General features: G+C 47.4%; 23 protein-coding genes. 4 read left to right on the top strand and 19 right to left on the bottom strand.

Translation table 11 applies throughout. From position 1 onward, the window contains the following. Positions 1-3: 3 nt before the first annotated feature. From ACLVWR_RS10980 to ACLVWR_RS10960, 5 genes are all read right to left on the bottom strand, one after another. Positions 4-231 (bottom strand): hypothetical protein, encoded by a 228-nt coding sequence (locus tag ACLVWR_RS10980; protein WP_413580698.1) that lies wholly within the window; start codon positions 229-231, stop codon positions 4-6. 22 nt (positions 232-253) lie between these two features. Next, on the bottom strand, positions 254-3,406 hold the full coding sequence (locus ACLVWR_RS10975; RefSeq protein WP_413580697.1) for an efflux RND transporter permease subunit: 3,153 nt from the start codon (positions 3,404-3,406) through the stop codon (positions 254-256). A gap of 11 nt (positions 3,407-3,417) precedes the next feature. Further along, the gene (locus ACLVWR_RS10970) at positions 3,418-3,861 is read right to left on the bottom strand and encodes a hypothetical protein (RefSeq protein ID WP_413580696.1); all 444 of its coding nucleotides are present in this window, start codon (positions 3,859-3,861) and stop codon (positions 3,418-3,420) included. Then, positions 3,858-5,111 carry a TolC family protein gene (locus tag ACLVWR_RS10965; protein ID WP_413580695.1) on the bottom strand — a complete coding sequence of 418 codons (1,254 nt, stop codon included), beginning with the start codon at positions 5,109-5,111 and terminating at the stop codon, positions 3,858-3,860. Before ACLVWR_RS10965 ends, ACLVWR_RS10970 begins: the two co-directional genes overlap by 4 nt. Before the next feature lie 78 nt (positions 5,112-5,189). Continuing rightward, positions 5,190-5,549 (bottom strand): hypothetical protein, encoded by a 360-nt coding sequence (locus tag ACLVWR_RS10960; RefSeq protein ID WP_413580694.1) that lies wholly within the window; start codon positions 5,547-5,549, stop codon positions 5,190-5,192. Positions 5,550-5,638: 89 nt separating this feature from the next. Between ACLVWR_RS10960 and gltS the strand changes: the two genes are divergently transcribed. Next, entirely contained in the window at positions 5,639-6,820 is a 1,182-nt protein-coding gene (gltS, locus tag ACLVWR_RS10955; RefSeq protein WP_413580693.1) for a sodium/glutamate symporter, read from the top strand. Here the strand turns inward: gltS and ACLVWR_RS10950 are convergent. Then, positions 6,804-8,138, bottom strand: a complete 1,335-nt coding sequence (locus ACLVWR_RS10950; RefSeq protein WP_413580692.1) for an amidohydrolase family protein — start codon at positions 8,136-8,138, stop codon at positions 6,804-6,806. The genes gltS and ACLVWR_RS10950 overlap by 17 nt on opposite strands. A gap of 102 nt (positions 8,139-8,240) precedes the next feature. On the opposite strand from ACLVWR_RS10950, the gene ACLVWR_RS10945 reads away from it, so the two are divergent. Together ACLVWR_RS10945 and ACLVWR_RS10940 are read left to right on the top strand one after the other, a co-directional pair. Beyond that, a complete protein-coding gene (locus tag ACLVWR_RS10945; RefSeq protein ID WP_413580691.1) occupies positions 8,241-9,308 on the top strand; it encodes a hypothetical protein in 1,068 nt (355 codons plus the stop codon). A gap of 91 nt (positions 9,309-9,399) precedes the next feature. Beyond that, positions 9,400-10,191 carry a BON domain-containing protein gene (locus ACLVWR_RS10940; RefSeq protein WP_413580690.1) on the top strand — a complete coding sequence of 264 codons (792 nt, stop codon included), beginning with the start codon at positions 9,400-9,402 and terminating at the stop codon, positions 10,189-10,191. Between the two features lie 37 nt (positions 10,192-10,228). On the opposite strand, the gene ACLVWR_RS10935 is transcribed toward ACLVWR_RS10940, so the two are convergent. The 13 genes from ACLVWR_RS10935 to ACLVWR_RS10875 all read right to left on the bottom strand — a co-directional run bounded on the left by ACLVWR_RS10935 (position 10,229) and on the right by ACLVWR_RS10875 (position 23,868). After that, a complete protein-coding gene (locus ACLVWR_RS10935; RefSeq protein ID WP_413580689.1) occupies positions 10,229-10,825 on the bottom strand; it encodes a hypothetical protein in 597 nt (198 codons plus the stop codon). A 24-nt stretch (positions 10,826-10,849) separates the two neighbouring features. Then, on the bottom strand, positions 10,850-11,476 hold the full coding sequence (locus ACLVWR_RS10930) for a nucleotidyltransferase family protein (protein WP_413580688.1): 627 nt from the start codon (positions 11,474-11,476) through the stop codon (positions 10,850-10,852). 98 nt (positions 11,477-11,574) lie between these two features. After that, a complete protein-coding gene (locus ACLVWR_RS10925; protein ID WP_413580687.1) occupies positions 11,575-13,068 on the bottom strand; it encodes a chemotaxis protein CheW in 1,494 nt (497 codons plus the stop codon). Then, the gene (locus ACLVWR_RS10920) at positions 13,068-13,895 is read right to left on the bottom strand and encodes a CheR family methyltransferase (protein ID WP_413580686.1); all 828 of its coding nucleotides are present in this window, start codon (positions 13,893-13,895) and stop codon (positions 13,068-13,070) included. The genes ACLVWR_RS10925 and ACLVWR_RS10920 overlap by 1 nt, the downstream gene beginning before the upstream one ends. A gap of 3 nt (positions 13,896-13,898) precedes the next feature. Continuing rightward, positions 13,899-15,977 (bottom strand): methyl-accepting chemotaxis protein, encoded by a 2,079-nt coding sequence (locus tag ACLVWR_RS10915; RefSeq protein WP_413580685.1) that lies wholly within the window; start codon positions 15,975-15,977, stop codon positions 13,899-13,901. A gap of 306 nt (positions 15,978-16,283) precedes the next feature. Next, positions 16,284-17,729: a lytic transglycosylase domain-containing protein gene (locus ACLVWR_RS10910; protein ID WP_413580684.1), complete on the bottom strand. Its 1,446-nt coding sequence runs from the start codon at positions 17,727-17,729 to the stop codon at positions 16,284-16,286. Between the two features lie 127 nt (positions 17,730-17,856). After that, positions 17,857-18,951: a PrpF domain-containing protein gene (locus tag ACLVWR_RS10905; protein WP_413580683.1), complete on the bottom strand. Its 1,095-nt coding sequence runs from the start codon at positions 18,949-18,951 to the stop codon at positions 17,857-17,859. A 91-nt stretch (positions 18,952-19,042) separates the two neighbouring features. Continuing rightward, on the bottom strand, positions 19,043-20,086 hold the full coding sequence (locus ACLVWR_RS10900; protein WP_413580682.1) for a cytochrome d ubiquinol oxidase subunit II: 1,044 nt from the start codon (positions 20,084-20,086) through the stop codon (positions 19,043-19,045). Next, the gene (locus ACLVWR_RS10895; RefSeq protein ID WP_413580681.1) at positions 20,083-21,393 is read right to left on the bottom strand and encodes a cytochrome ubiquinol oxidase subunit I; all 1,311 of its coding nucleotides are present in this window, start codon (positions 21,391-21,393) and stop codon (positions 20,083-20,085) included. Before ACLVWR_RS10895 ends, ACLVWR_RS10900 begins: the two co-directional genes overlap by 4 nt. A gap of 115 nt (positions 21,394-21,508) precedes the next feature. Then, positions 21,509-21,742 (bottom strand): hypothetical protein, encoded by a 234-nt coding sequence (locus tag ACLVWR_RS10890; protein WP_413580680.1) that lies wholly within the window; start codon positions 21,740-21,742, stop codon positions 21,509-21,511. A 149-nt stretch (positions 21,743-21,891) separates the two neighbouring features. Then, positions 21,892-22,236 carry an RNA-binding protein gene (locus ACLVWR_RS10885; RefSeq protein ID WP_340599182.1) on the bottom strand — a complete coding sequence of 115 codons (345 nt, stop codon included), beginning with the start codon at positions 22,234-22,236 and terminating at the stop codon, positions 21,892-21,894. Between the two features lie 177 nt (positions 22,237-22,413). Next, complete coding sequence (locus tag ACLVWR_RS10880) at positions 22,414-22,962, bottom strand: hypothetical protein (RefSeq protein ID WP_413580679.1); 549 nt, start codon at positions 22,960-22,962, stop codon at positions 22,414-22,416. 66 nt (positions 22,963-23,028) lie between these two features. After that, positions 23,029-23,868 (bottom strand): DUF6279 family lipoprotein, encoded by an 840-nt coding sequence (locus tag ACLVWR_RS10875; RefSeq protein ID WP_413580678.1) that lies wholly within the window; start codon positions 23,866-23,868, stop codon positions 23,029-23,031. A gap of 188 nt (positions 23,869-24,056) precedes the next feature. On the opposite strand from ACLVWR_RS10875, the gene ACLVWR_RS10870 reads away from it, so the two are divergent. Further along, positions 24,057-24,821: a murein L,D-transpeptidase catalytic domain family protein gene (locus ACLVWR_RS10870; protein ID WP_413580677.1), complete on the top strand. Its 765-nt coding sequence runs from the start codon at positions 24,057-24,059 to the stop codon at positions 24,819-24,821. Positions 24,822-25,046: the final 225 nt, after the last annotated feature.

Genomic DNA, 25,046 nt, shown 5'->3' with positions numbered 1-25,046 from the left:
TTGTTATTTGTGACCCGGGCATTCGCACTCAACTTCCGGTTTGCCACACTCCCCACACATATGAACTTTCTTCTTTCTGGCTTTTTTATCTTTGCCAGTCACTGTCTCCAAAGCTTTCTCTGTTGGGGACGCTGTTGCCGTTGCGGTTACAGCCGGAGTTTTAACCTCTTCTGCAAAAGCAACTGATCCCGCCAGCAAAACGATCACTACAGAACTCATCAATGTTTTCATCTAAATCCTCCTTAAGGACTTGTTAGTTAGTTGATTTTTTTCTTTCATGGGCAAACGCCACAATTTGTTTTTCAAATACGGAGTATAAAATTGGCAGCACGAAAAGCGTCAGCACTGTGGAGGACAAAATACCACCCATGATCACCGTGGCCAGCGGTCTCTGCACCTCAGCCCCCATTCCTGACGACAATGCCATTGGCAGAAATCCGAAGACATCCACCAATGCTGTCATCAACACCGGACGAATCCGCAGCATTGTCCCCTGCCGAACCAATTGGTTTCCGCTCATTCCGCGGTCGCGCAGCTCATTGAAGTAGTTCACCAGAACCACACCGTTGAGCACTGCTATACCCGATAAAGCGATAAATCCAACACCGGCCGAGATACTGAACGGCATCCCACCTATCATCAAAGCTATCACCCCACCGATCAATGCAAACGGCACGCACAGGAAAATCAGTGCCGTTTCAAACACATTCCGAAAAGCCGCATAGATCATCAACAACACCAGAGCCAAAGCCAAAGGCCCCAGAATAAACAGTCGGGATTTTGCTTCACTCAAGTTTTTAAAGTTACCACCCCACTCCATATAGTATCCGGGAGGTAGTTTGACCGCTTCCGCAACCTTGACCTGTGCTTCGCTCACAAACGACTCAGTATCCCGGCCTCGTGGGTTGACCAACACAGCGATACGGCGTTTGGTTTGCTCCCGGCTGAAGGAACTATAGGCCTCAACAAACTTCAAATGCGCCACGTCCTTCAAAGCCATTGTCGAAGAGCTGCTAACACCCACAGGAAGATTCTTGATGGATTCAATATTGCTTCGGTCTTCATCTTTAAGACGAACAACGATCGGGAACTTTTTCATTCCCTCATAGAAAGTTCCGACTTCATGGCCACCAATACCAATCTCCACAGTTTCCAGTACTTCACGGGACGATACACCCATTTTGCGAAGCATGTTTTTATCCGGAATCACATCAAGCACCGTAACTGTGCCTTTCGCCTCCAGTTCCACATCGCCGGCACCGGGAACTGACTGGATCACCTTCATCGCTTCTTCTGCGATTTCGGTGATCTTTTCCTGATCCTCGCCGAATATCTTCAACGAAACATCCGCGCGCGTTCCCTCCATCAATTCATTGAAACGCAACTGGATGGGCTGACTGACCAAAATTCGTTGTCCCGGAGCGGCTGCTTCCAGCTCCTCGACAATACTTGCAATCAACTCCTCTTTATTTCTTTTGTGCCCGTTGACTTCCGGCCACTCACTTTCCGGATGAAGCATCAAGAAAGTATCCGAGATATTGGGACCCATCGGATCCATGGAAATTTCGGCGGTTCCGATTCTGCCAAAGACGTCTTTTATTTCGGGAAAGGATTTAATTATTTCATGGGATTTTTCTTCCAGTCCGACAGAGTGAGAAATCCCCACCGTCACAGGTCGAATGAACTGTACCGCGATAGCACCTTCATCAAGCTGAGGAAGAAATTCACCTCCCAGACGGGAAAATAAAAATACGCCCAAAGCCACGGACACGACCGCTACAGAAATCACCGCCCGTTTGGCACCAAGACCCCATTCCAATGCCGGTTTGTAAAAGGCATAAAATTTACGCATGATCCAGGGCTCAGTATCTTCCACTCGTCCTCGCAAAACCAGACTCGCTAGCGCCGGAACAAAGGTGAAAGACAATACCAGCGCCGCGAAAATGGCAAAGATGAACGTCGCCGCCATCGGCATAAACATCTTTCCTTCAATTCCGACAAATGCAAAAATCGGCAGAAAGACGACGATAATAATCAGCTCTCCAAATCCAGCAGATTTTCTGATTTCAAGAGTGGCGTCATGAATGGTGTCTTTCAGTTCATCACCACCTAGAGAGCGCCCCAATGTTTTCGCCCGTTCATGAATATGGCGCACACAATTATCCAGGACGATCACGGCACCGTCCACGATGATACCGAAGTCCAAAGCCCCTAGACTCACCAAATTTCCGGATATTCCAAATCGCCTCATCAGAATGAAAGTCAGCAACAGCGACAAAGGTATAACAATGGCCGTAATCAAAGCCGCTCTGAAATTCCCCACCAACAGAAACAAAACGACAATCACCAGAATCGCACCAACCAGAAGATTGTGCTCGATGGTACTTAAGGTCGCATTTACAAGATAGGAGCGATTATAAACGGACTTAACAACATAACCTTCCGGCAAGCCTTTTTGAATTTCCTCGACTTGCGCAGCCACTCGAAGCGCCACGGTGCGGGAGTTTTCTCCCAACAACATCAGCACCGTCCCCAGTACCACCTCTTTGCCGTTATGAACTGCAGCTCCCGTGCGCAATTCCTTTCCAATGCTGACCGTTGCGATATCACCAATTGAAATCACCCGGCCATTTTCCAATACTCGTACAGGAACTGTTTGAATATCATCCAAACTCTCGAATAATCCGAAAGCTTGAACTAAAAACTGATCGGCCGTTTGTTCAACATATCCGCCGCCAGCATTCTTATTTGCTTTCTCAATTGCTTCTTCGATGTCGCTGAAATGCACACCATAAGCAGCAAGCTTTTTAGGATCGGGATGAATCAAATACTGTTTCTCGTGACCGCCGATCGTATTGACCTCGGCCACACCTTTCACTGTCAGAAGACGAGGTTTGACGTACCAATCCTGCAAGGCCCGAAGCTCAGCAAGTTGATCCAGTCTGTTCGCTCCTTCTGCCGGCGTTACAGCTTCAACCACATAGTGGTACACCTCACCCAATCCGGAAGTTACAGGCCCCAGCTTGGGATTTACTCCCCCTGGCAAAGCCTCTGCGGTATCCTGCAGTCTTTCCGCCACAAGTTGACGAGCTCGATAAATATCCGTGTCGTCTTCAAAGGTCACTGTGACTTGCGATACACCGAATCTGGTGATTGATCGCACTTGAGTCACACCGGGAATCCCATTCAACGATATCTCGATGGGAACCGTGACGGTACGCTCAATCTCCTCAGGGCTAAGTGCTTCCACCGCCGTATTAACCTGCACCTGAACATTGGTTATATCGGGAACGGCATCAATGGGCAGCTTCTGAAATGCCAACCACCCAGCCAGAGCGGCCAGGAAGGTAAAGAAAATAATAAGCCAGCGATAGTTGATTGAAAATCGTACTAATTTAGAAATCATTTAAAACTTCCCTAGTGAGCACACGAGTCCACTGTACCCGCGTTAAGGTCTGAATCTGTCATACGCAAAAAGGGAACCCCTTTTACTGCAATTTCATCCTCTGCTTCCAAGTCTTCCGACTTGATCAAAACGGAGTCCTTGCCATCGGAGATCACCTTTACGAGAACCATGGATATCCAGCCATCATAGCGGCGATACACAGCATGGGATTGTTTGATCTGCACAATCGAACTTTTAGGCACACTCCATGGACCTTTTCCGGTCAATGGCTTAAAGGAAACCCCCAGGGACTTCATCGCTTTTTGGGAAAGCTTAAACCCCTGCTCTGCGTCGAAATGCTCGATGGCCTTGCCAGGCCCGATGCGCGTCGCCTCACCTATCGCAGCATCGTGTGCAAAGGCTTCACCGAAAAAACAACTTAAATAAAAAAACATAAACGCTTTAAGAATCTTCATAGGGACTCCTGAAAAATACGGCCGTCATATTTATAAATCTGCCACAAGGCCTGATTCGCCTTCATCTCACGACTGTTTCGACTGCGAATCAGCTCAATACCCTGACGGTGAAACTCAATCACCAAAGAGCTTGAGACCAGCCCCTGACCGGCCAATTTTTGATTGTTTGCAAATTCCTTGTCGATCTCCTCAAGAGTGGGAGCTTCATTCAAGGCAGCGACGGCCGCGCGATAAATGCGCACCTGTTCGACACGCTCGTGCGATTCTTCTGATTCGACGAGCACCATTGCTTTTTCCGCCTTGGCGTAACCCGCTTGGGAATAGGACTTGCCTCCCCCGTTTAAGTTGAAAACAGGAAGATCCATCATTAGTCTGAATCCATAGAGGTTTTCAGAATCAGCTGGTCCTTTTTCAAGTTTTGCCATAGGTCCCAATTTTAAACTGGGCCACGCCTCTGCGCTGGCCGATGAAACCTCCGCCAGAAAGTAAGATCGCTCTGCAATGGACTTTTGCATCAAAGGGGATGTTTCAGTTCCCGTTTTAACATCAGAAACCTCAGGCCATTTTTTTCGCGAACCTGGAAGTGCAGGCAAAAGCTCCTCAACCGAATGCCCCGTGGCCACATGAAAGAAATGTTCCAATGACTTTTCTTCATCCAAAAGCTCGGAACGCTTCATTCGCGCCTCTGCCAAAGCCATTTTATATACCGATAAACTCACGCGATGTTCAGGCCCCAGACCAGGTCTCCCTTGCTGCTGCCGAACCAGCCTTTCAAAAGTCTGAATCGATTGTGACGTTATAGATTTTTCTTTTTCCAACTGAGTCAGACGATACAGATTTTGCACCGTCTCCAAAATCAATTCAGCTTGAACTTCCTTAAGTTCGGCATCTGAACGTAAAAACTCAGAATCTGCGAGTTTCAAACGAGAGGATCGTTTTCCTCCCCACTCGATGGGCTGCAACAATCCGATGTCTGTGCTGGAGGTGCTCCCCTTGCCAAATACTGCTTCCACATCTACTTCCGGATTTGGAATCTGCCCGGCTTTGTCCATCAATGCTTTGGATTGGTGGACTCCCAATGCTGCTTTCTGTGCTTTGGGATGATGAGTAATCACACATTGCACAATTTCCTGGGAAGTTTTAGGCAGAGGGCATTCGCTGTGAAATCCATGCTGATGGCTTAAGCCCTCTTGATCTGCCATAGCACCTGCTACCGCAAACAGCAGCGACGATAATATAATAGTTTTCATTTTTGATATCCCAAAATGTCGACCGGCCTTGAAAAGGTCACGGCAATTTTACTTATTCAAATGTAAATGATGGAAGGATTAAACCCGTGGAGGTTCTTTTAGAACTCTGATCTCAGCTTCTGGATATGCAAGATAATTAATTTCGCCATGAACCTGTTGAAACTCAATTTCAAGCATTTGAGAAGAAAAACTCAATAGACCGTGTTGATTACATTGAGACTGACAAATCACGCACTCCGCACAACGAGTGGCACACTCATCATCCTGGTGATTTTCACTGACGGAACCTTGGTTGTTCACCGATTCAGCTTCAAATCCTGTCAAAGCGTGCTGAACCTCTGTTTCGCAACAATCGTCCAATTGCGCTGCAAAGCCCACACTCCAGAAATTGAAGAGGCTTACAACGATCATAATTTGAACGATTAAAAAGCGAACCATGACTCAATCTATGAGGTTTAGATCGCCTTGTAAACAAATTAGCGCAACGCACCCTGGACAGCTCAGAACGAGGCATCTAAACTTGAGACATGAGTTTATCATCCATTCAAACCGTCGCGTTCGCAGTCCTTGTGGTCTATTTGGGCCGTTTTTTAAAATCAAAAATAACCTTTGTTGATAAATACAATCTGCCATCACCTGTCATTGGTGGCGTTCTTGTCGCCATTGTTATTTCTGTTTTGAAATCCCAAGGCTGGATCGAGTTCCAATTCGACAAGTCCTTTGAAACACCCCTGATGATCGCCTTTTTCGCCTCGGTCGGATATGCGGCTTCGTTTCGCCTGCTAAAGCAAGGTGGAAAGATGGTGGTTTATTTTCTATTGCTTTCAATCGGTGGATTGATACTTCAGGTGCTAGCAGGAATTGGTGCCGCCAAAGTCATGGGAGTTCATCCACTCATGGGTGTCTTAACGGGCGCTGTATCTTTGACTGGTGGCCCGGGTACAGCATTGGCATTTGCACCGGCTTTTGAAGCCGCTGGTGTTGAAAACGCCTCCATCATCGGAATCACTTCTGCGATGGGCGGAATCCTGCTGGGAGGTTTGATCGGCGCACCTCTGGCGACTTATTTGATTCATAAACACAATTTAAAAGGTCACGCTTCCCGAGGTCATGCCAGAGTGGATGACTCCCACTTCCTGAAAGCGTTTCCGGGTCGCGATCTGCTGCTGCACTTTCTGGCATTGATTCTGATCATGGGACTTGGCTCTTATGTATCAAGTTGGATTGTTGCATTGGGAATCACTTTGCCCATCTATATTGGTTCAATGATCGTTGCCGCGATATTTAGAAACATCGAGGACTTCACAAATCTTTTCCATATCCAACCTGAATGGATGGAGGAGATTGGCAGCGTGGCACTGACCTTGTTCATCGCCATGGCCATCATGAGTTTGCGCCTCGAGGAGCTGAAGAATGCAGCTCTGCCAATTCTGGTCTTCCTGACTGTGCAAACAATCCTTGTCGCGGCCACAGCTGTCGGTCCGGCATTTTGGGCAACAGGAAAAGATTATGAAGGTGCTGTTATCGGCGCGGGCTACACGGGCTTTATGATGGGGACCACGGCCAACGCCATGGCCAACATGCAATCCTTAAGTCAAAAATACGGACCTGCGCCAAAAGCATTTTTAGTGGTGCCCTTGGTAGGCTCGTGCTTCATTGATTTTTTCAATGCCGCCGTCATTACTTTCTGCCTTAACGTCTTTCGATAATTCGGCCGTTAATAAAGACTGTGTTTATTTTTTGCGTGTTGCGGATGTCTTCTGACGGGTCGGCATCCAACACGATTAAGTTCGCTTTCATTTTCGGTTGAATTCCCGCATAGTCTTTTGTCAGCCCCAGGATATTGGCATTATTAACCGTGGCCATTCGTATGACCTCCACCGGCTCAATTCCGGCATCCACCAGTAGCTCCATTTCCCGGTGTTCACTAAAACCTTGGATTCGAGCCAGGTTCGCACCCGAATCAGTTCCGAGTCCTATCACGATTCCTGATTTAAATAATGCCATGACATTTTTCTGAGCCTGGCGCAATGACTCACGAGCAGCGGGATCCGCTTTGTAAGAAGTCTGCAACCACGACATCACACCTGCATCCAAGGATCCTTGAAAAAATGGTTCATCCATCCAGGCATGTTTTTTTTCATATAAAAACTGGGACTCATCCACCGACAGAGTTGGTATATAGGCGACGTTTCTTGTTTTCATTAAGGACGCCAGCTCCAAATCGATATCCTGATCACGCACACTGTGCGCCAATATATCCACACCTGCCTGCACCAAAAGTTTGGCATCCTGCAAATAGTAAACGTGCGCTGCCACCGGCACCTTACTGGCATGTGCCTCCTTAATCAGTGCCTTGTAGATCGCCGGGTCCATTTTCTTTTTCATCTTTCCATGAAAATCATCCACCCAGATTTTGATAACATCGGGCCGCTTCGCTAAAAGTTCTTTTAGCTGCTTGCGTGCTTCCGCCACTGTTCGAGGGCGGTACACCTGATCAATTCCCATGTCGATGGGAGGTGCTCCATTAGGGACGCCAAATCCCCGCCCCGCCGTCAAAACCCGGGGCAGGGAACTGTCACTTCTTTGACTATCAGCGCGGATTTTGTAAATTTCATCACCATCAGTCCCCAGGGAAAGAACCGCACCCACTCCGTATTTTGAAAACTTGTAGAGCTGACTTAGATCATTTTCAGCAGAAATATTCCGGGATCCAACATCGCTTCCTTTGGTCATACCTAAATGAATGTGCGATGACATCAAGGCCGGAATCACCGTTTTTCCCTCTAGTTCCAGAACTTTTGCACGAGGTGGTAACGCTTCCTTGGGATCCAGAATGGATTGAATGCGATCATCCTTCAAAACAATATTTACATTATCCCGGGGAATACCGCCCATGCCATCAATAAGGCGCACGCCCTTTAATACCAACCAGCCTTCACCATTACTTTCCTGACCGACATTTTTCTTATGGATACAGGAAACCAAAAACAACATTGTCGTCAGCGCTATTAAGATTGAACGCATAAATCCCCTTTCGACTGAACAATTATAAAAGAAGTCCCCTCAAGGTCGGAATGACTGGACATGAATCTTTCAAAAGACAATAATTTATTTATGTGGATACTAATGAAGCTCGTCATCACTGTCGGTTCTTTTCTATTCCGATTGGGAAATCGCCACATTGCCTTGCAAAAAATGACAGGCACCATTAGTCAGCACGAAGGTATTGAACTTTTCTCCTACATTGCAAAAGGCCATGCCAAGCAGCAACTGACGACTTGGAATAGAAGTTATTCCAGTGACATCACTTTTAAACTGACCAAAGAATCCAAACTGGATCGCTTATTTAAAAAATGGGGATTTGCGGATGAAATCCAGACACGGGATCTTAAGTTTGATGAATTGATTTATATCGCATCCGACAACGCGGGCTTTATGCGCATGATTCAAAGCAGCTCAGAATGCCGAGGCTTGATCACAGAACTATTCTCCCATGGATGCATCTGGGTCGCCGGCGGCGGCGGTTTTATTCAAGCCCGATTCCCCGGCGACCAGCGCAGCGACAACACCATTGCCACTCTTTTCGCAAAACTCTCCAAACAAATTGAGCAGATTGAAAAGCAACCAAGCGAAACAGATACCTTTGCTTGGAAAGCACTTCTAACTGAATCATTGATTTGGGGATTTGCAGGCTACGCTTTTGCAAGCGTTCTTCAATGGATGCGTTTGCGCGAAGATGTTTATGTGAACTCTGTTGAGCTTGCACGATCAGCTCTTATAGCCAGTACTCTTGCCGCTGTGGTTCTGGTCGCCATCATTGGTTACATCTTCAGAAAGTCATCGCGGGGTCATCGCATTATCGTTGAAAGCATTCTGGTTCTTGCCTTTGCCATTCCATTTGGTGGCACCGCACTTTATTCTGAAATCAACATCAAAATGGATCGCTCGCCTTCCAATATGGTTGAAGCCATTGTGGAAGGGCACTACACCCAAATGCACCGGGTTCGTTCCGGCAGACACTACATCACCTACCACATTCAGGTTTCAAATCCCAAATCCTCGCTGATCCTCCCTCAGGACATTCGAATTTCTTCGCAACTCTACGAAAAGGTGAATCTCTACAACCGAGTCAGACTGGACATCGGCAAGGGAAAACTAAATCACCCGTGGATCCGCGAAATAACTGCACTCTGACAATATGATTAATGACCAAATGCTCCGCTCTGAATTGGCAGCCGAATCAATCTGAGTGATCGTAAAGGCTGTACAAAAAAAAGGAGCCTTTATGCAAAACCGATTCAATCGCAACCAGGACCGAAGACCTTACTCTTCTCGCGGATCTCACGCCTCACGCAACGATTCCCGCTGGTCACAAAATGACAATAGCCAAAGCAACTTTTCCAGCTCCAATGAGGATGAAAGAGCACGGGATTTTAACATGGAAAACTCCAGCTCGCGCCGTGAATTTGATTTTGAAGGCGGAACTCACCGTCGGTATGGCAAAGGCAACTCCCACGAAGTGCGCTATGAGGCGGATCGTTTTCGTCAGGAAGATCAGCGGCGCAACCACATCGATCGCGAGTCCGATTCTTCACCAAGCTATGGCAGCTACTCCCGGGATTACAGTTCACAAAATTATTCTGACCGGGACTATCGGGGCACTCAAGCCTACGGGGGACGCAGAGGTCACTATCAAGAAGAGGACTATGGCCACGAACGAAGCGAGCGCGAGTCCTTTGCTGGTCGTGGACCAAAATCCTACGTACGCTCTGATGATCGAATCCGCGAAGACATTTGCGACATGCTCACCCGGGACTCCGAGATCGACGCTCGTGACATAGAGGTTAAAGTCAAGGATGCCGAAGCGACACTTTCAGGCACGGTCCCGGAAAGACGCATGAAACATCTGGCGGAGGATTTGGCAGAAAGAATTTCGTCCGTTCGGGATGTTATTAACAATATCCGCGTACAACGGGAATCAACTCATGATTGGTCCACTCAAAGCGAAATGGGTTCCAATTCAGATATTGACGAATCGAGCACTGAAGTCCGAAGACGAGAGAACAAGAATCACTAAAAAAGAAAAGGTGGGGTTTGCCCCACCTTTTCAGTTATTATCGTTTAATAGTCTCCACAGAAACCGCCATCGCTTGTGTATACTCAATCTCGATCTGATCACCTTTTTTCAGTTGATCCAGAATACTCTTGTCCTGCACTTGAACGGTGACGGAACGCTCAGGTCCTTTGATTGTCACATTCTTCTTTTTCTTATCAACATTCGTGATAGTACCGATGGCTGAAACTTTCTCCACCACCATCCCCCCCGGCTTCTGTCCCGGCTTGGAGCGAACGATTTCTGCCGATCTGTCTCTCATGTTCTCGGCGGTGCCTTGCTTTTTTAACTCCAAGGCTAAAGACTCCAGGTAACGGATTCTCAGCATGTCACCTCTATTGATTTTATCGAAGTTTCTGACTTCATCGCCAACCTTGACGGTCATGCTTTCACCGTCTTTCGGCTTTAAGGTGATCTCACGGGTCTTGCGATTGACCTCAATCACTTTTGCCTCAACCTCAATGGCCTGGGTTCCTTCCATGCTGTGGGGACCCGTTTTCTCCATATTCTCATAGATTTTGGGATCGTCCTGTCCAAAACCTGATTGAGGTGCCAATAAAGCCGCTGCCACGATCATACCCAAAACTTTCACTTTCATCGTATACTCCTTTATACTGGTTGCTTAACCATGTTGTGCGAGTGAAATAATCGACAAATCCTCTGGCGTATCCAAATCGCGAAGATACATTTCCTCTTTTACCTCCAAGGGCGCCAGACGCTGCGAATATTTATTCAGCAGATACGAACATCCATAGTCCCCGTCTGGATATTGCAGAATCTCGGGTGCAAATTCGCGCGGAATTAAAATGGGCTGCGAGGTTTTTCCCTGACAGGACAGATAAACAATATTCTTCCCCTCGTGTTCTTCGAAAACACGAATCATATCCTTCAACATGACCGAATCGAGCTCGGGCTGATCAGAATGACAAATAAAAAATCCATCGTGATATTTGCGCAAGTGAGACAATCCGGTTCTGATCGAACTGTGCATACCGGCATCAAACTCCTGATTCAACACCACTTTTAGCGGTAAATCCTTAAGTTGTGCGGAAATGGAATCCGCTTCATGGCCGGTCACCGCTATCATTTCCTCAAAATTGATATTCAGGACTTCCATCGCTGTACGACGAACAAGTGTTTGCCCCCCAAAGGGCAAAAGAAGCTTATTTTTTCCGCTCATTCGCGAAGATTTACCTGCTGCAAGCAAAACACAAGAAACTCGGCTTACGCCTCGTAGACTGACGTTCATAAAAAGACCCCGCTCCCAGAGCAAAAAAATTTATGCCTAGGATAGCGAGCTGATCTGGTTAAAACGAATTACGAACTGAAATGTGTTAAAAGACTGAATTAGGCGGCGCTTCCGTGGGGATTCAACAGTTTGCGAAGGACCTCTGGCATATCCAATACCATAAAGATCTTTTTCTTCCCTGTGGGATCTGGCATTTCAACGACATCCTGTATGTCTCCGCGCAAAGCCGTCAGGGCATCTTTGGCGAATAAACTTGGGATTTTGATTTTTTTGGATTCATCAACGGTGTCAATAGACTCCACTGAGTCCACCAGTAGCCCAATCTTACCCTGGGCACCCTTAACGATCAGAATGCGTGAGTTGCTATAGTCCCCGGTCACCTTCATCCCGTAGTACATGCGCAGATCCACCAGAGTGACAACCTCACCCCGCATATGCTGAACACCCACCACGTAATCCGGGAATCCTGGCGGCTTCACCATATCCTCCGTCAAATTCGCAATCTCATGGACTGAGCTTAGACGTGTCGAAAGCATGTATTCCAGCTTAAAGGAGATGTAAGCGTGGCGTTCACCAGCTGCTTCCTTTTCAAGGGCCTTTGCATTTTCCTTGGAGTACAGCAAACTATGGCCTCGTGTGAACTCATCAACTTCCTCATCAGACAGAATATGATCTTCTGCCAATAACAAAACGTTGCGATCCTCAGCGACCGGCAGAACCCCACGCATCATGGACATTTTCTTTTGATCAAACATAGGGATTGGCAGGAGATTTTCCTCGAAGTATGTCTTGATGCTATCCACGGCATCCACCATGAAGCCCACATAAAGGGCTTCTATTTTCATGATAACAATGCGCTTGGCTTCCACATCCACTTCAGAGGAAGGCTGAACCTGCAGAATTTTGCCGAAGTCCAACACTGGAATCACCACTCCACGCAGGCTGACAACACCAAGACTGTACTCGACCTGCACCGAACTTCTTTTGATCTCGGGCACCCGTATGATTTCACGAATGGCTGAAATATTCAGACCAAACTCGCGGTCACCAGAATGAAATGTAATACACTGACGACGAGTTAGCTTCTTCTTAAGTGTCTCGTCTTTTTGTTCTGTGGAACTTAATAGACTTGCGATATTTTCAATTTTTAAAAGCGATGCCGGATCAATCACTTCAACCAGGCGGGAGCCATTGTTTAATTTCAAAGCAGAGCGCACGACAGCACGCACGCCTTCGGGCGCATCATTAAAGGCACAGACATCTGCGACCGGCACATTTAAAATTTCAGAGGTGGAATCAAAAAAGAGTCCAATCCGCACTCCTTCAGTGATAACCACGGCAATTTTACCAGGTGCTTTCTCATCGCGCGGCAAACCCAAAAGTACGCCCATATCAACCACCGGAATCACGGTTCCGCGAAGATTGAATATTCCTTTCAAGTAAGCAGGTGCAAGTGGCACCGGGCTGATGGCTTCCGGCACGTTGACAACTTCCTGCAACAAAGCCACGGAAATCGCCAGCTCGGAGTCCCCCAGTTTAAAAGAGGCAAACATCTGCAAATTACCGACTGCCTTACCTACTGTCGCACCCATTAGACCGCTCTCTTGTAAATTAGTGGTTTGGTGTATTCGAAGGATGTATTTAAGCGCGCCAAAGATTCCGCTTCGCCAATAATCAAAACACCCTGTGGCTTTAGGCTTGCGTGCATGTTCTTAAGCACCAGCTCCTGATCCGGCTCGTTAAAATAAATCAAAACGTTCCGCAGGAACACCACATCAAAAAATGCGGTCCGAGTTCCGCGGGAGTGAAGATTATGCTGAAAGAATTCAATATTCGCCATAACCGACGGATGCAGTTGCAAATCCGCGGAATCCCGCCCCTTGAAGTAACGGTTAAAAATGTCCGGAGACCGCTTACGCAGGTCCTCCATGCTTCGCTCCTTATAGACACCTCTACGTGCTCCTTCGAGGACGTCGGTATCAATATCAGAGGCATATATGCGGTAATGAAATCTGGGATTCAATCTCTTGAACTCCTCGCACATGATACCAATACTCGCCGATTCCTCGCCGGTAGAGGCCGCTGCAGACCAGATTCGCAAAGTTTCACCGGCATTCTTTTGAAACCAGGACTTTAAAAAATCCCCTCCAAAAAAATCCCAGATCGCCGGAGTTCTGAAAAATATCGTTTCATTGGTAGTGACTGAATTCACAAACTTCTGGATTTCGTCCTTATGATTTTCCAGGTAATCAATGTATGCCTCGGCAGATGGCAGGCACAGCTCCTTCATACGGGGACGAATTCGCCCCAGCAGAAGCTCGCGCTTGCGCTCTTCCATATAAATGCCCGTATGCTTTTTGACCAGACTGAGCAGCCGACGCAAGGTCGGACCGCTGATCAGTCTCTCTGCCTCTGACATAAATTAAACCACAAATCTTGAAACAGTGTTGTTCAGGTCCTCAGCACCCGTCACCAGAGATTTAGTTGCTGTGGCAATGTTCTCTGATGCCTGTGCTGATTTCGTCGCCTCGTCCGCTATATACTGAACAGCCGTGCTGATCCCTTTTGCCGACTCGGATTGCTCTTCCGCTGCCAAATTAACTTCGGCAATGGATTGAGTCGTTTTTTCGATTCCTGTGACGATTTTGCTGAAAGCTTCACCGGCCTGCTTCGAAATCGCACTACCCTGCTCAACCCGTTTCACTGACTCGTTAATCAGTTTGGAGATTTCTTTGGTCGCCTGAGAAGAACGCTCTGCAAGTTTACGAACTTCATCTGCTACCACCGAGAACCCAAGACCGTGCTCACCAGCACGAGCTGCTTCGATCGCCGCATTGAAGGCCAATAAATTGGTTTGGCTGGCGATTTCACTGATAACTTTAATAATCTCACTGATGTCTTCTGATGACTTGTTGATCAATTCCATTGCTTCGATGGACTTGGCGATGGATTGGCTGCCGACTTCTGCTTCGGACTGCGTTACTTTTGCAAGTTCATTTGCTTTCTTGGTGTTATCAGCAATCGACGCAATAGAAGCTGTGAATTCTTCAATGGAAGCATTCATTTCCTCAACAGTCGCCCCCAGGGAGTGAGCTCCCGAAGCCACATTGTTGGATTGGCTTGCAATCGATTTTGAACTTTCGCCAAAATTACCTGCTGAATCTACCACTTTACCGATCACGATACGCAAGTCGCGCATCATGGTGGCAATACCGCTGGCAAGCTGGCCCAAGGCATCTGTGCCGCTCACAGAAATAGCCGTACTCAAATCACCCGCCGCTGCGCGATTCACAACTGCCAATAATTGATCCACCTTTTGTTGATCTTCTTCCGCCTTAAGCTTAATGGATTGCTCCATCTCCACTTGCGCCGTGATATCAGAGGCAAATTTCACGACTTTATACGGTTTTCCACTGGCATCCATAATTGGATTGTAAGTGGCCTGGATCCAGATCTTTCTGCCACCTGCGCCAACACGCTGATAGCGACCGGAATCGAATTCCCCACGATTCAACTTCTGCCAGAATGCTGAATAATCAGAGCTGCGCGTGTAGTCCATATCGCAGAACATTCTATGATGCTTTTCTTTGATTTCTCCAAGGCTGTAGCCCACTGTCGCCAGGAAATTTTCATTGGCAGTAATAATAGTGCCATCCAAATTGAATTCAATAACAGCCTGAGCTTTGGAAATGGCCGAGATCTTGCCTTCGTTTTCTGCCGAAGTCATTTTCGCCTTGGTGATATCCGTTGCGAACTTAACCACCTTAAAGGGCTTGCCATCCGCATTGAAAATTGGATTGTAAGAGGCATTAATCCATACCTCTCCACCGCCTTTGCCAAAGCGTTTAAATTCACCGGCAACGAACTCACCCTTAGCAAGCTTTTCCCAGAACTCTTTGTATTCAAAGGAAGAGACATAAGCCGGGTCACAGAACATCTTATGATGTTTGCCTTGAATTTCGCTCAAGCCGTAACCAGTGGTTGCCAGGAAGTTTTCATTGGCACTGAGGATTGTCCCATCAAGATTGAACTCAATCACAGCCTGCACACGGCCGATTGCATTCACTTTGCTTTCATACTCCGCCGTGCGAAGTTTCAAGGCCGTGATGTCAGTTGCGAACTTAATCACTTTATATGGATTGCCGTCTTTATCAAAAACCGGATTGTAGGAGGCATTAATCCAGATTTCGCCGCCGTTTTTATTGAGGCGCTTAAACTCACCGGCAACAAATTCACCCTTTGCCAGGGTCTGCCAGAAATTTCGATATTCCAGGCTTGCTGCATAAGCAGGATCGCAGAACATTGAATGATGCTTGCTTTGGATGTCCCCTAGAGAATACCCCACTGCATTCAGAAAATTTTCATTAGCCGTTCGAACCGTGCCGTCAAGATTGAATTCTATGACTGCTTGAACTCGGTGCAATGCTTTGATTTCGTCCTGAAGTACGTTGATATCGTCTACTTCGGGAACGGCTTCATCGAAACGACGTGCAATTGACATGGGCCTCTCCTATTAATGTGATACTTACTATTCGGATGCTCACATTGACTTCTATACATCCGTAGTAAAAAATGTTTAGTACATTCGTGCAATGAAGCCAGACTGAATTGAGAATTTATTCTGAGTTCAGTCGCCATTCCCAATCAATTGCTCGCTGTGCTTTATATCACTATAAACATGAGTAAATTTATATGATATATTCACAATTGTTTCGTTCAGTTTGTAATCTTGGCAGATCATAAAAAGACAAAACCGCTGGGTTATGAATCCAGCGGTTAAGAAAAATTGTCAGTAATTGGAATTTATTTAAGGATTTGAACCGAGCACTTGAGGTTTCACAAGGATCGATTGGTAGATCTTATAGTTTCTTTTCACCAACCGAACATACTCGCGAGTTTCAGTATAAGGGATCATCTCGACAAACAAGTCGATGTTCTCAGTGGGATAACGTTTTTGCCACTGACGAACCATGCCTGGGCCAGCATTGTATGCAGCCAGAGCAAGCTCCACAGAACCAAACTCAGAAATCAATTGCGCCAAAAACTCCGAGCCTGCATGGATATTGGTTTCCGGAATCAATAGCTGCAATGGCTTCTTAACGCCGAAGTGCTTGGCTGTTGGATAAATCAACTGCATCAGACCGGAAGCACGAGCACGGCTGCGTGCAGTTCTGTTAAAGGCACTTTCCTGGCGAATCAGGGCTTTCACCAGAATCGGATCTGCGCTTTTGCTGTTTTCAACGATTTCTTTCCAGTAGCGAATCGGAAATAACAAATTTGCCACCGGTTCGGAAATGGCTTCCGGATGATCAGAAAGATACTTGTGCAAAGCCTGGAATACTGAAAGGTCAGCACCATTGGCACTCATCAGCACCAGCACTGAGGTTTGAAACGGCAAAGGCAAGCTTCTGAATTTCTCAAGATTCATTTTGCCGGCGATGTATTGCACTGTGGAAGCACGCTCTTCCGCAGTTAGCTTTAGCAAGGAAGCCAACAGGCGATCCCACTCTTCATCACCGCTGCTGACGCCCAGGTACCATTGCGCCGCAGGATTCGCCTGGTAAGAACCCAACAAAATTCCATAACCACCCAATGGGTTGGCATTTTCAATTTTCACGGCTGCTGAACAGAAACTTTTCAGGTAAGCCTGGCGATCACGCATACCGCGCTCTGCCGGTGCTGGATACTTATCCAGATATTCCATGGCACGAGGGCATTCGTTTTGCTGAATCGCGAATACGGACAAACGAAAAACACTTTCAATTTTCGAAATGTTATCGCAGCCCAATACTTTTTCATGAAGCTGTTTGGAAACATCACGGGCACCTTGCTCTGGAAAATCCAGTTCCAGCATGTAACCCATAGCCTGGCTTTCCAAAGCCTTGTCGCAATTGAAATCTGCTACAAGCTGTTCGCCATGACCAAGTCTTTTCGGAGCACTCCAACCACGGAACTTGCGCAAAAATACGGACTGATGCTTTTTGTCTGAATTATCGGCTTTGCTGCGCTCGGCACGAAGCGAAGTCGGTAAATCCACTGCAGGATCTTTTGAATGAAGATTCTTGTAAGGCTCTGCCTTTACTTGCGACTGCAAGTATTCAACCGTTGCCTCCTGCCCTTGAGAAAGAGCCTGATCCAACGTTAAGGCACCTGCAGGTGGGGGCGTCAGAACAAGTGGCTCGGAAGCCGGCTGACGTGGCTTGGAAGCACATGCAGAGATGAATGCTAATGAGATAATTATAAGTTTGCGCATACTACCTTATCGGATTTTTTGGGGTATCTCCGTGGCCCAGTTTGATATTAACATTAAAAATTGGACCACGAATATTGGGACTGGACGAATCTAAAAATGAGACAACTGGACTCCATAGTCAGGGAATTCAGACAAAAACTTCTCCAACAAAAAGCAAACGTGCCGTTCGATAGAAACTGCCACTGCGGGCAATCCAGTTTCCGCCCTCATTTTCAACATCGGCACTCAGCTGCAGGACCCCGGTGGGCATGCCAATGCGAACCACCGACAATGCTCTCCCCTGGACTGCCTCATGGATAACACTGCCCGGAAGTTTGGCAGTGACCGCAGCACATAAAGATACCGTCAAAGGCAGTGCTTTATGTGGTTGCCCACTGGCAATCACACGCATTTCAAAATCCCGGTCGGGTCCTGTCGCCGGACTGATAATCCCCAGGTATGGAATTGCGATATAGTTGGCGGCATCCTCTAAATTCTTTGAAATACCCATGGTAACAGAAGCATGCCGGCGAATCAGATCCAGCTTCTTTAACAACTCCACGGAATGCTCCAGCTCCGCAGGAGCCTCTGTGCCGGCCAGTCCCAAATCCCGCGCTCGCACCATCACGCAGGCATTGGCAGCATCGACCATAGAGACTTCGATCGCCCCCACTCCGACCACTTGCAGTGACTCGCAAATTTTCCCGGTCGGCAACAGACTTCCCGTCGAAGCGCCGCCGGGCTCCTGGAATTCCAACCGGATGGGAGCTCCTGTGCCTGCCACTCCCGGGATTTCCAAATCGCCCGAAAACTCTGGAAGGGAATCTTTCACAGGAAAAATCGAATGAATGATTTTTTGAGTATTGGTATTAAAAATTCGAACACGGGCCTCACCGCCTGTGACTTTGCACAATCCCTGCAAAACAGCAAAAGGACCGATGGCCGAGCTGATATTGCCGCAATTGCCTTTGTAATCTACTTTACTTTCAGTAACTGACACTTGGGCAAAAGTGTAATCCACGTCCGCCGCAGGGTTGCCAGAGGCTCGTACCACAGCCACTTTGCTTAATGATGAAATTCCACCACCCATTCCATTAAGCTGTCGCCCATAGGGATCCGGGCTTCCCAAAGCTCTTAAAAAGATCTCATCCCAGCTTTTTTTATCAGCCGGAAGATCTGATTCATTGAATATCAAGGCACGACTGGTGCCACCTCTCATGTATGTTGCGCGGTATGATTTCATGTTATCAAACATCATAACTCTATTTGTCTTCAAAAACCAACGGCGTACTCTGGGGCTAGAAAAAGGGAGGCATGTAATGAAGACCGTCGTTCTACTTTATGCCATCATTCTTTGCGGCGTCATGCTGCAAACTCTTGCCTGAAAGTTTAAACACTTTCAAAAGGTAAAAGAGGCTGGGAAAGATCAAAAGACTGCCTACGCAAAGTGCATAAGTCAGCTGTCGCAATGCGGGCTCCGGTGCCGCCGAGTCAAAAAACGAAACATCCCCTTGAAAAGTCAGTACCGCTGTTGGCGCACTGGCAAAGTACCAACCAAACAGAATCAAAGAAACCTGGGCTCCGGCAGCCAGGCGCACCCACAAAGAGCGATTAAAGCGTAAAAGATTCCAGAGGATTATGAAAAACAACGTCGCCACAACCACGCAGGCAATTGAGAACGGATTTCTTAAAAAGCGCAAAAGCAAAGTGCTTTGTTCCAGGTAGGCCGCGACAAAAACCAGCCCGCCACTTAAGACGACCGCCATGTTGAAAATAAATCCACGGCGTCGATAGTGGGCTTTTAGTTCCACATCCTGGGTTTCGCCAACCAAATAGATCGCCGCCAGAAATGAAAATATACAGACCATGAAAACACCCATTGCAACCGGCACCCAACCAATCCACGGATGTACATACGCCTCCATAAAGCCGGTGGCTGTCGGATCAATGCCACCCTGCCACAGACTGCCAGCGATGACTCCCAGCCAGAACGTCGTCCACAAACTGGAAAGACTGAAAATCCAGGAATAGGCATTCTGAGATTTCGCATCATGAATGGCATCGTAGTGCCGAAAGGTGAAGGCTGTGCCGCGAGCCACAATCCCCACCAGCAAAGCCACAACGGGAATATGTAAATGGATCATCACCAGAGTGAACACCCCGGGGAATCCGACAAATAATATCACGACGATAATAACCAACCACATATGGTTGGCTTCCCAAACCGGCCCCATGGCTTCGTTGATCAACTGACGTTGCCGTTCCTGAAGGTGACGTGGTGTCGCCAGCTCAAGAATTCCCGCACCGTAGTCCGCCCCACCCAAGACCACATAAAGCAGCAAAGATGCTGCGATAAAAAAAAGAATGATCTCAATCATCGCTGCTCTCCTTTAATCATGTTTCTTTCAGCAACCTGAAGCTGACGACGAAACAGCCAAGCCGTGACGAATGCCAGGAAGAAATACAAAACCAGAAAAAGATAGAAGTGAAATTGAATACCCGGCATCGGTGTGACAGCGTCTTTGGTTTTCATAATTCCATAGACAATCCACGGCTGTCTCCCGACCTCCGTGACAATCCATCCAGCTTCAATCGCAATAAACCCAACCGGTGTCATCACAAAGAGAGTTTTCAAAAACCATGTCGGCAGGTGGTTCTTTCGCACAAGATAGACATAAAGCAGGCCCACTAAAATCATCAGCGTCCCCAGCCCCACCATCACCTGAAAGGCAATGTGGGTGATCAGCACTGGCGGCCACTCTTCGCGGGGAAAATCATACAAGCCTTTAACCGTGGCATTCATATCATTGAACGCCAGAAAGCTTAGCATGCCGGGAATCTTTATCGCCCCATGAACCTCACCTGTTTCAACATCAGGAATGCCACCTATGATCAAGGAAGCCCGCGGCTCGGTATGAAAGTGTGCCTCCATGGCAGCAAGTTTTGCAGGTTGATACTCTGCCACTTTTTGAGCGGCATAGTGACCCACCAAGGGTTGAATCAACGAAGACACCACCGCAAATACCATCGCAATTTTAAGAGCTCTGATATGCAACACTGAACCCGGTCTTTTTAATAACAACAACGCATGCAAGCCTGCCACCGCAAAGCCCACCGCCTGAATTGCTGCCACCTGCATGTGCATCGTTTGATGAAGCCATGCCCGATTGAACATCGCCGCAACCGGATCAATATTAATGGCCTCGCCGTTGACCCATTCAAATCCTGCCGGGGAATTCATCCAGGCATTGGCTGCGACCACAAAAACCCCGGAGGCAAATCCGGAAATACCCACCACAAGCCCTGCGCACCAATGAACCCAGCGATTCATTCGCTTCCAACCATAAAGATAAAGTCCAATGGCGACGGCCTCTAAAAAGAAAGCACTCCCTTCCCAGGAGAAAGGCATTCCAATAATAGGACCGGCGTGCTTCATGAATCCCGGCCACAATAATCCCAACTCAAAAGACAACACAGTTCCCGAGACCGCGCCGACGGCAAAAAGTATGGCGACACCTTTCATCCACAATTTTGTGAGCTCAAGATCTTCCTGGCGATTCTTTTTCAAATAAAGAAAGTGTGCGACGGCCATAAAGAACGGCATGACCATGCCAATGGCTGCGAAAATAATATGAAATCCCAACGAAAAAGCCATCGTCGAACGCGCGGCTACCAGATCGTCCATATCAGCTCCTTAAACCAGACATCACATCTGATTTAAGCGCAATATGGACTTCGATCACATCAAAGAGAATATGATTCTTGAAAGTGCAACTCTATGTTGCTGCAAATGACACGTTTCAGTTCGCATAGTTAAACCAAACGTACAGAGCGATTCCGCCCACCACAGTTCCCGCTACAACACAGATCAGGACGAAACTTGAAAACACTTTCAGCGGACTGGATTCCAATTCATGGGTCTTATGAGGTCGCTCGGTCATGCCTTCGACTTCGTCATGAGGCTCGTCTTTCGAGAACCGCTGTTCACGGATACGTCTTTGTTCCTTGCGGATCTCCGGCTCAATATCCATCATAAACACCTCGCTTAGCGGGCGGTGGCCCGTCCACTTCAGGTTGTGCCTATATCCTGATGAACTCAAGAACGAGGGCGCTGATTTTGGGCATAAAAAAACCCTTGGTCTTGCGACCAAGGGTTGAAGACTTTAATTAAGTCAGGGTCTAACTAGCGAGGACCGCGGTTACCACCGCCGAAACCACCACGACCGCCGCCGCCGCCGCCACGGCCGCCACCGAAGCCACCACCACGGTTCTCACGAGGAGCCATTGGTTTTGCTTCAGAAACGTTCAATGCGCGACCAGCAAGCTCAGCACCGTTCAATTTAGCGATTGCTGTAGCAGCTTCATCATCAGTAGACATTTCTACGAATGCGAAACCTTTGCTGCGACCTGTTTCACGATCAGTTACGATACGTGCAGATTCAACGTTACCGAATTCAGCAAAAGCGTCTGCAAGAGATTGTTCGTCTAGTTGGTAAGAAAGATTTCCTACGTAGATTTTTTTACCCATTTTAATACCTCCTAAAATGGCATTTGGGAGCCCACTGTGAGGAGATGGCTTGATTGCCTCGAACTCAAAGAGAGACTTGTTATTCTCAATATAGCTAAACCATATTTCGCAAAAACCGAAGCACTAAACCGAAAAAGTATCTAAAATTCTCTATTTTTTGCAAAACGACACACCGCATCACATGGAACACCATGGCCGGGGTGTAATAACCTTCGTTATTTCATGGGCCCGCATGTACAAAAACTCATTTCCCAAGGCAAGGCGCACTCGCTCGCGTTTTTGAGGGCGATAGGAAAGAGCGACGATTTGGCCATAACCCAGGCCATCTGTGACGAACTCCCCACTCACGTTTTTTAAGCTCCAGCGAATGGTTTGCGCAGCAATCGGAGTGACATCGGCTTCGGTCAACACCGTGGAAATTGTTCCTTCAGAATCACGGCATAACAGGCGCACATTCAGGACCGTCATGTAAGCAGTTTTGCAATTCTTATTTCTGGAGTATCCATAACCCATCTCACAGGTGTTGAAACTTTTTTCCTGAATACCCAGCTGCTCAACATTTCTTTCCAGGTGCAGAGCTCTTTGAATTGCGACAGCGTCTATCGAGGAACTTTCCTCCCCGACTTGCGTCGACATCGGAGGAGTCGTGGATGGCGGTGGAGCTGGCTGTTGTGTCGTACAAGCGGTCAGCATCGCCAGCAATGCTCCTAATATTAAGAAATTCATGAATCCTCCGTGACCTATTATAAGGAATCAGGGAGGCCTTGCAACCCGGTAAACCAAGAGACCAGTCTATTTCACTCCGTGGGAGTTCATTACGTAACGTTCCACTTCCTGGGCCTGCTTATTGAGACTGACACGCAGCTGTTGTTTCTGACCATAGTCCAAGGTCGTCCAAAACTTATTCAAAAAACCTTTAAACCTGTCTTCATAACCATTCATGGCCTCGGCATACTCCGTAGTGCGAAGGGAGTCATAATCAGTCATAAACTGCGCTATGAACTGACGCATTTTTTTTGCATCCTGCCGGTTGGACAAAAACTGATTGAGCATCTTTTCGCGATTATCCAAACGCTCTTTCCAGGGAAACGGCTCTTTGATGACGAATTGCTGCAGCAAATGATTTTGGTGAACTGTTGTGGGTCCCACCCAATACTTGATTTGCTTTTTATAGCGAGCCAATAGCTCGTCGTTTTTTGGATTGATCCCTTCGGCCCGGGCCTTTTGAATTTCTGTTCGCACCTGTTTCTCAAAATGAACGAACTGCTCTTCGCGCAGCATTCCCACCAAGTGAACCGCGGAATTCTGAAACGCACCGGAAGCCTTCTTGTATTCACCTTCAAGTTTGTCGAATACTTCGCTTAGAATTTCTGAATCTGTTTTTTCCACTGGCACACGTACATCAAATTTCCGGATTGCCTGAGCAAACTCCTGCAATTGCTGCTGTTGTATCCGCTGTAAGTCCTTTTTGATCTCCTTTTCGAATTCTTTCTCCTGCTTCTGATCAAGATCAAAATATCCTTCAACCTGAGTAACCGACATCCCTCCGATAACCGCATCCAGTACGGGATTCGAGGACGAGGAACATGCCGTAAGAAACAGAAACATCATACCAGTCAGAGTTTTTTTCATAACTTCAGCTTACGAGAAAGCCTTCTATTTACACAGACTCAGGTCATAAAAACACATGCCCTTCGTTCAGGTTTTTTGAGGATCTTGGTCTGATTTTTTCACCTTTGGTAATCAAATTTTCCGCATCGTAATTTTCTTCGATAGTCTTTGTTAGCGCACATGCAAATCCCGCACAGGAGGAAATCTCGATGCTAGTTAAGCAAATGAATTCTTCTGTACGTTCCAGAGCCACGCTGTTAATTGCCGCTACTTTTATTACACTGGGCCTTTGTGCTAATGCCAATGCCCAAACACTTCCCGACGATCCCGCAGAGGAGCAAACAGTTGCAACCCCTGCAACACCTGCAGTTCGCGCCATGGCGACGCCTGCCACCACTCTCTCTGCCTATGACCAGGAATCCATTCTGAGGAAGTACGATCATGTGGATCCCACAAACATCGTTCCGACTCAGCCTTTGATTCAAGCTTTGATCTACTTTGAACAAAATAGATCTTCTTTCCCGAATCAGAACTACATCACTATCATCAATTACGCTCAAAGTTCGAGACAAGCGCGTTTCTATATTGTTGATCTGAACTCTGGCGGAGTTTGGCCGTTACACGTAGCACATGGTAAGAACTCGGACCCGAATCACGACGGAATCGCAGACTCGTTCAGCAATGCTTCAGGCTCCAACAAGACTTCACTTGGTTTCTTCCGCACGGCTGAAACTTACTATGGCGGTCACGGATACTCTTTGCGTCTGGATGGATTATCTTCGACAAACTCCAACGCCCGCGCCCGTGCGATTGTTATTCATGGGGCAAACTATGTGTCGGAGGCCAGCGTCGTTCAAGGTCGCTCATGGGGCTGCCCGGCTCTTTCGATGAAAGTTCGCACTCAGGTTATCGACGCCCTTAAAGGCGGATCACTGATTTACAGTGTTTTTGATAAAAGTGCCACTGGTTCGTAATCAAGCCTGCTGGCTATAGATTTGAATTCTAAATTGAACGTTTGGGCGACGGGGCTTTCGATGACTTATGAGTTCGAAAGCCCCGCACTATTTCTGTCTCATTCTGAGACGTTTCCCGTTGGTTACATTCTTGCTGGTATAAATACTGGAATTACAGAATTGCCGTGGCGATCATTATACTGAGAAAGAGTTCTTCTTTTTGAGGAACTTTTTTACAGATGACGG

Source organism: Bdellovibrio sp. HCB288, assembly GCF_047305935.1.
Taxonomy (GTDB): Bacteria; Bdellovibrionota; Bdellovibrionia; order Bdellovibrionales; family Bdellovibrionaceae; genus Bdellovibrio.
This window is presented reverse-complemented; position numbering and strand designations above follow the sequence as displayed.

Coding starts and splice junctions, on each gene's coding strand:
- ACLVWR_RS10980 (WP_413580698.1), bottom strand. CDS start 231: ATGAAAACATTGATGAGTTCTGTAGTGATCGTTTTGCTGGCGGGATCA.
- ACLVWR_RS10975 (WP_413580697.1), bottom strand. CDS start 3,406: ATGATTTCTAAATTAGTACGATTTTCAATCAACTATCGCTGGCTTATT.
- ACLVWR_RS10970 (WP_413580696.1), bottom strand. CDS start 3,861: ATGAAGATTCTTAAAGCGTTTATGTTTTTTTATTTAAGTTGTTTTTTC.
- ACLVWR_RS10965 (WP_413580695.1), bottom strand. CDS start 5,111: ATGAAAACTATTATATTATCGTCGCTGCTGTTTGCGGTAGCAGGTGCT.
- ACLVWR_RS10960 (WP_413580694.1), bottom strand. CDS start 5,549: ATGGTTCGCTTTTTAATCGTTCAAATTATGATCGTTGTAAGCCTCTTC.
- gltS (WP_413580693.1), top strand. CDS start 5,639: ATGAGTTTATCATCCATTCAAACCGTCGCGTTCGCAGTCCTTGTGGTC.
- ACLVWR_RS10950 (WP_413580692.1), bottom strand. CDS start 8,138: ATGCGTTCAATCTTAATAGCGCTGACGACAATGTTGTTTTTGGTTTCC.
- ACLVWR_RS10945 (WP_413580691.1), top strand. CDS start 8,241: ATGAAGCTCGTCATCACTGTCGGTTCTTTTCTATTCCGATTGGGAAAT.
- ACLVWR_RS10940 (WP_413580690.1), top strand. CDS start 9,400: ATGCAAAACCGATTCAATCGCAACCAGGACCGAAGACCTTACTCTTCT.
- ACLVWR_RS10935 (WP_413580689.1), bottom strand. CDS start 10,825: ATGAAAGTGAAAGTTTTGGGTATGATCGTGGCAGCGGCTTTATTGGCA.
- ACLVWR_RS10930 (WP_413580688.1), bottom strand. CDS start 11,476: ATGAACGTCAGTCTACGAGGCGTAAGCCGAGTTTCTTGTGTTTTGCTT.
- ACLVWR_RS10925 (WP_413580687.1), bottom strand. CDS start 13,068: ATGGGTGCGACAGTAGGTAAGGCAGTCGGTAATTTGCAGATGTTTGCC.
- ACLVWR_RS10920 (WP_413580686.1), bottom strand. CDS start 13,895: ATGTCAGAGGCAGAGAGACTGATCAGCGGTCCGACCTTGCGTCGGCTG.
- ACLVWR_RS10915 (WP_413580685.1), bottom strand. CDS start 15,977: ATGTCAATTGCACGTCGTTTCGATGAAGCCGTTCCCGAAGTAGACGAT.
- ACLVWR_RS10910 (WP_413580684.1), bottom strand. CDS start 17,729: ATGCGCAAACTTATAATTATCTCATTAGCATTCATCTCTGCATGTGCT.
- ACLVWR_RS10905 (WP_413580683.1), bottom strand. CDS start 18,951: ATGAAATCATACCGCGCAACATACATGAGAGGTGGCACCAGTCGTGCC.
- ACLVWR_RS10900 (WP_413580682.1), bottom strand. CDS start 20,086: ATGATTGAGATCATTCTTTTTTTTATCGCAGCATCTTTGCTGCTTTAT.
- ACLVWR_RS10895 (WP_413580681.1), bottom strand. CDS start 21,393: ATGGACGATCTGGTAGCCGCGCGTTCGACGATGGCTTTTTCGTTGGGA.
- ACLVWR_RS10890 (WP_413580680.1), bottom strand. CDS start 21,742: ATGATGGATATTGAGCCGGAGATCCGCAAGGAACAAAGACGTATCCGT.
- ACLVWR_RS10885 (WP_340599182.1), bottom strand. CDS start 22,236: ATGGGTAAAAAAATCTACGTAGGAAATCTTTCTTACCAACTAGACGAA.
- ACLVWR_RS10880 (WP_413580679.1), bottom strand. CDS start 22,962: ATGAATTTCTTAATATTAGGAGCATTGCTGGCGATGCTGACCGCTTGT.
- ACLVWR_RS10875 (WP_413580678.1), bottom strand. CDS start 23,868: ATGAAAAAAACTCTGACTGGTATGATGTTTCTGTTTCTTACGGCATGT.
- ACLVWR_RS10870 (WP_413580677.1), top strand. CDS start 24,057: ATGCTAGTTAAGCAAATGAATTCTTCTGTACGTTCCAGAGCCACGCTG.